The sequence below is a fragment of the Saccharopolyspora sp. 6M genome (assembly GCF_020176775.1).
In the GTDB taxonomy this organism is placed as follows: Bacteria; Actinomycetota; Actinomycetes; order Mycobacteriales; family Pseudonocardiaceae; genus Saccharopolyspora_C; species Saccharopolyspora_C gregorii.
In genome coordinates this window covers 1-5,437 of sequence record NZ_JAIUJZ010000133.1, presented here as the reverse complement: position 1 = coordinate 5,437, position 5,437 = coordinate 1, and the positions used below count along the sequence as shown (strand labels likewise).

The window sequence follows — 5,437 nt, the reverse complement described above, 5'->3', positions numbered from 1 at the left end:
GCGGGGGGGGGGGGGGGGGGGCGGGCGGGGGGGGGGGGGGGGGCGCGGGGCGGCGGGGGGGCGCGGCCGCCCGCGGGGGGCCGGGGGGCGGGGGGGCCCGGGGGGGGGGCGGCGGCGGCCGCCGTTCTCGTCGTCGCCCTCGGCCGATTCCTCGCCGTCGGCGGAGTGGTCGGAGTCGTCGCCCTCGTCGTCGGTCTCGGCGACCGGTTCCGGCTTCGGCGCGGCGGGCGCGGGGCGGGCCGCGACGGGCTCCGGGGCGAGGAACATCGCCTGCGGGGCCGCGAACACCGGGTTCAGCGGGGTGGTCTCAGCCGGCTGCTCGGGCGTCTCGTCCTGCTGGGCGGGCTGCTCCGGCGCCGGATCCTGCTTCGCGGTCGCGGCGGGCTGCTCGGCGGCGTCCTCGGCGACGATCTGCTCGGGACGCAGCTGCTGCACCACCCGGAGCGCGACCTCGCGCGTGATGTTGGACTGCGCGCTGCGCACGGCCTCGCCGAGCGAATCGAGGGAGGTGATGACCTCCCGGCTGCTGGCCCCCAGCAGCTTCGCCAGCGCGTGCACTCGCAGCTTGGCGGGCAGTTCGAAGGTGCCCGAGCCGCTTTCCTGCGTGGATGTGGGCGATGGCCCGCTGGCGTTCCCAGCGGGCGTTTCCGTGTTCGACATTCAACTCCTCCGCCCCCGGGCGCGTCCGTTGGACGCGGCCGCACAGGAGCATGTGCGTTCTGCGGTCTTCCGTCGCCCGGGGGCGACGGCAATTCTGCTGGTCCCCTCCGTCCCGGATCTGGGTGAACCGGGAAGTCCCACGGTGGGTCCGACGGTGTCCGCGCCTTGGCACGTCACCCGGCCGGGATTGTCTCCCGCTGGGCCACGGCCGTCGCCCTGTCCTGGGCGAACGGGTCGGCGAGCCCTCCCTCGTCGTCGAGCCGACCTTGTTCCCACCGGGTCGCTCGAGCGGCCGTGGACGGGTCCAGATCGGCGACGACGCGCAGGGCGTTCAGCACATCGTCGGGTCGAACGACGGGTGTTGTCTGCCGCACGACCGTTACGAGTATCCCATACGGTGCAGGACCCTTCGGCCAATCGTCCACTTGGGCGACGGAAGCGGAAGATTGGTCACACACCGCAGCCGGATCTGCACTGTCCAGGACTTCCGCCGACACGAGCGCCGCTCGCGCGTCCAAGGTCCGGCGCCCGTCCTTGGTCATCCGCTCCACTTCGACCGACTCGGCGGCGAGCAGGGCGGCGACCGCGGCGCGCAGCGGTTCGACCCCGACGTCCGGCAGTTCGACCGCCCAGCGGCTCGCTGTGAGGCGTTCGGCCAGCGCGCCCGGCCCGGCCTCCACCACTTCGACGAGCTCCATCCCGGGCGGCAGCACCCGGTTCAGCTCCGCCCGCAGCAGGTCCGGTTCCACCCGCTGCACCAGCTGCAGCTCGACGTACTCGGCTTCGCTGGCCACGCCCGTCGGCACCGCACCGGCCCAGGAGATCTTGGGATGGGGGCTGAACCCCTGCGAGTACGCCATCGGTACCCCCGCGCGGCGCAGCGCCCGCTCGAACACCCGGGCGAGGTCGCGGTGCGAGCTGAACCGCAGGCGCCCTCGTTTGGTGTAGCGCAGGCGCAGCTTCTGCACCGGCGCCGCGGACGGGTTGGGGTGGTCGCGGCGACTCACCAGGGCTCCTCCCGGGTGCGGCCGCACGTGTCGGCCGATCGTGATCAGCGCCGGCCCGGGAGCGGAGCCACCGGGCCGTGCCACGACGGTACCGCCTGGTTCCGCGCAGGTGGTCGAGCACCGCGCGGTATGTTCTTCCGGCCCTTGTACCGCCGGGTGCGGGCCGCCTAACGTCGCGCGTGTCCCGGCGGCCGCCAGCGGGCGATCGCCCGGTCACGTGGGAGGTTCGACGTGCCCCTCGCCCGGTCGGCCGGTGCCGCCGCGGCCAGCCTCGCGTTGCTGGGCCTGCTGGCCGGACCCGGCCCCGCCGCCACCGCGGAACCGGACCCGTCCTGCACCGCGGGCGGTCCCGCGCTGCGCTACGTCGTGCTGTTCGACCCCGGCCTGCCCCGCGCCACCGCGGAATCCGAGGCAGCGGGTCAGTGCGGGTCGACGGCGGCGTACTACCCGGAGATCGGCGTGGCCGTCGTGGACTCGGCCGAACCGGACTTCACCGGGCGGATGGGGCGGGACCGCGCCTACAGCGCCGAGCGGCAGGTCCTCGCGGACCGCGTCGACGCGGAGCGCGGCGAGCAGGCAGCGGATGCGGGCACCGCCCCGGACCAGCAGTGGAACCTGCGCGCGATCCACGCCGCGGACGCGCACCCCACGACCCGCGGCGCGGGCGCGCTCGTCGGGGTGCTCGACTCCGGCATCGACGCCGCGCACCCGGAGCTGGCGGCCGCGCTGGACGTGCGGCGGTCCGCGAACTGCCTCACCCCGGAGGACCCGGAGCTCGACGCCCCGCCGGAGGGCGACGCGCACGGCACCCACGTGGCGGGCATCATCGCCGCCGCGGACGACGGCGCGGGCGTCACCGGCGTCGCCCCCGAGGCCCGGCTGGCGTCGATCCGGGTGGTCAACGCGGACGGGTACGTGCACCCGGAGGCCGCGGTGTGCGGGTTCGTGTGGGCCGCCGAGCACGGCGTGGACGTGGTGAACAGCAGCTTCCTGGTGGAGTCCGCGCAGCTGGGCTGCACCCGAGCCGGATCCCCGGTGCCGCGGGAGGCGGTGCGCCGGGCGGTGCGCTACGCGACCGAGCGGGACGTGCTCACCGTCGCGGCCGTCGGCAACGAGAGGGCCGACCTGACCGCGGTGCCGCCGGAGCGCGAACCGGTGTGCGATGCGGTGCCGACCGAGCTGGACGGGGTGGTGTCGGTGGCCGCGGTCGGTCCCGACGGGGTGAAGTCCGGTTACAGCTCGTACGGGCTCGGCGCGGTGGACGTGGCGGCGCCGGGCGGCGAGCAGCACGACGAGCAGTGCGTGCGCTCGACGGCGCCCGGTGGGGACTACCGCTCGACCTGCGGCACCTCGATGGCGGCGCCGCACGTGGCGGGCGTGGCGGCGCTGCTGGCGTCCCGCGATCCGGACGCGGGCGCCGCCGAGCTGGGCCGCAGGCTGCTGGAGACGGCCCGGCCGCTGCCGTGCCCGGCGGACTACGACCTCGACGCGGACGGCGCGCAGGACGCGCTGTGCCGCGGCTACGCCACCTACAACGGCTTCTACGGCCACGGCCTCGTCGACGCCCGGGCCGCCCTCGCTCCGCCGGGCTGACACCCGAGCGGTCGGTCAGCCGAACGCGGGGTTGCTGACCGGGGAGCCCTTGCCGACCGGGCTGATCGGCAGCAGCGCGCGCCCCGACGGCCCGATCTCGATGTCGGTGCCCATCGTCGGGCACACCCCGCAGTCGAAGCACGGCGTCCACCGGCAGTCGTCCTGCTCCCGGGCGTCGAGCGCGTCCTGCCAGTCGGCCCAGAGCCATTCCTTGTCCAGCCCGGAGTCCAGGTGGTCCCAGGGCAGGATCTCCTGCTCCCCGCGTTCCCGGGTGGTGTACCAGGCGACGTCGACGCCGAACCGCGCGAGCTCCTCGGCGGCGCAGTCCACCCAGCGCTGGTAGGAGAAGTGCTCGTTCCACCCGTCGAACCGGCCGCCCTCGCGCCACACCCGCTCGATGACGGTGCCGAGCCTGCGGTCACCGCGGGACAGCAGCCCTTCGACCAGCGAGGGCTTGCCGTCGTGGTAGCGCATGCCGATGTTGCGCCCGAGGGAGCGGTCCGAGTTGACGGCGTGGCGGAGCTTGCGCAGCCGCTCGTCCACGGTGTCCGGATCGCACTGCGCGGCCCACTGGAACGGGGTGTGCGGTTTCGGCACGAACCCGCCGATCGAGATGGTGCAGCGGATGTCCTTGCGCCCGCTGACCTGCCGTCCGGCGCGGATGACCTCCTTGGCCATCTCGGCGATCTGCAGGACGTCCTCGTCCTCCTCGGTGGGCAGGCCGCACATGAAGTAGAGCTTGACCTGCCGCCAGCCGTTGGCGAACGCGGCGGACACGGTCCGGATGAGGTCCTCTTCGGACACCATCTTGTTGATGACGCGGCGGATGCGTTCGCTGCCGCCTTCGGGCGCGAAGGTGAGCCCGGAGCGGCGGCCGTTGCGGGACAGCTCGTTGGCGAGGTCCACGTTGAACGCGTCGACGCGGGTGGACGGCAGCGACAGGCTGGTGTTGGAGCCCTCGTAGCGGTCGGCGAGGCCCTTGGTGACCTCGGCGATCTCGGAGTGGTCGGCGGAGCTCAGCGACAGCAGCCCGACCTCCTCGAACCCGGTCGCTTCGAGGCCCTTCTGCACCATCTCACCGATGCCCTCGGGCGAGCGCTCCCGCACCGGCCGGGTGATCATCCCGGCCTGGCAGAACCGGCAGCCGCGGGTGCAGCCGCGGAAGATCTCCACGCTCATCCGCTCGTGGACGCTCTCGGCGAGCGGCACCAGCGGCTGCTTCGGGTACGGCCACTCGTCGAGTTCCATGGTGGTGCGCTTGAACACCCGGTAGGGCACGCGCTCGTGGTTCGGCACGACCTCGGCGATGGTGCCGTCCGCGGCGTAGCGCACGTCGTAGAACTTCGGCACGTACACGCCACCGCTCTCGGCGAGCCGCAGCAGCAGCTCGTCGCGCCCGCCGGGGCGCCCCTCGTCCTTCCAGCGCCGGATCGCGGCGGTGATCTCCAGGACGGATTCCTCACCGTCCCCGAGCACGGCCGCGTCGAGGAAGTCGGCGACGGGCTCCGGGTTGAACGCGGCGTGCCCGCCCGCGAGCACCACGGGGTGCTCCTCGGTGCGGTCGACGGCGTGCAGCGGGATGCCCGCGAGGTCCAGCGCGCTGAGCAGGTTCGTGTAGCCGAGTTCGGTGGCGAAGCTGACGCCGAGCACGTCGAAGGCGCCGACCGGGCGGTGCGCGTCCACGGTGAACTGCGGGATGCCGTGCTCCCGCATGAGCTCCTCCAGGTCCGGCCACACCGAGTAGGTGCGCTCGGCGAGCACGTCGGAGAGCTCGTTGAGGATCTCGTAGAGGATCATGACGCCCTGGTTGGGCAGCCCGACCTCGTAGGCGTCGGGGTACATCAACGCCCACCGCACGGTGGTCGCGTCCCACTCCTTGACGGTCGCGTTGAGCTCCCCGCCCACGTACTGCACGGGTTTGGAGACGCGGGGCAGCAGCGGCTCCAGGCGGTCGAACACGGACTCCACACTCACACCGGCCAGGGTAGTGGCCGGGGTCGCAGCAGGTCCGGGGGCGGTGGGCGCGACCCCGATCAGCGGTGTCGGGGCCGCGCCGCGGTCCGGTCCCGGGGGGGGGGGGGGGGGCGGGGGGGGGGGGCGGGGGCGGCCGGGGGGGGGGCGCGGGGGGGGGGGGGGGGGGGGCGCGGCGCGAGCGGCGCAAGCGGCGGGCGGGGCCG

General features: G+C 74.4%; 4 protein-coding genes. 1 reads left to right on the top strand and 3 read right to left on the bottom strand.

Going from position 1 to position 5,437, the window contains the following annotated elements:
- The coding region (locus LCD31_RS18080) for a translation initiation factor IF-2 N-terminal domain-containing protein (protein WP_224959669.1) at positions 1–660 on the bottom strand (660 nt) is incomplete at its 3' end.
- Positions 661–833: 173 nt separating this feature from the next.
- Complete coding sequence (locus LCD31_RS18075) at positions 834–1,667, bottom strand: TIGR03936 family radical SAM-associated protein (RefSeq protein WP_373689977.1); 834 nt, start codon at positions 1,665–1,667, stop codon at positions 834–836.
- A gap of 231 nt (positions 1,668–1,898) precedes the next feature.
- Here LCD31_RS18075 and LCD31_RS18070 point away from each other — a divergent pair, with 231 nt between their 5' ends.
- Positions 1,899–3,260: a S8 family serine peptidase gene (locus LCD31_RS18070; RefSeq protein ID WP_224959668.1), complete on the top strand. Its 1,362-nt coding sequence runs from the start codon at positions 1,899–1,901 to the stop codon at positions 3,258–3,260.
- Positions 3,261–3,275: 15 nt separating this feature from the next.
- On the opposite strand, the gene LCD31_RS18065 is transcribed toward LCD31_RS18070, so the two are convergent.
- On the bottom strand, positions 3,276–5,234 hold the full coding sequence (locus LCD31_RS18065; RefSeq protein ID WP_224959667.1) for a TIGR03960 family B12-binding radical SAM protein: 1,959 nt from the start codon (positions 5,232–5,234) through the stop codon (positions 3,276–3,278).
- Positions 5,235–5,437: the final 203 nt, after the last annotated feature.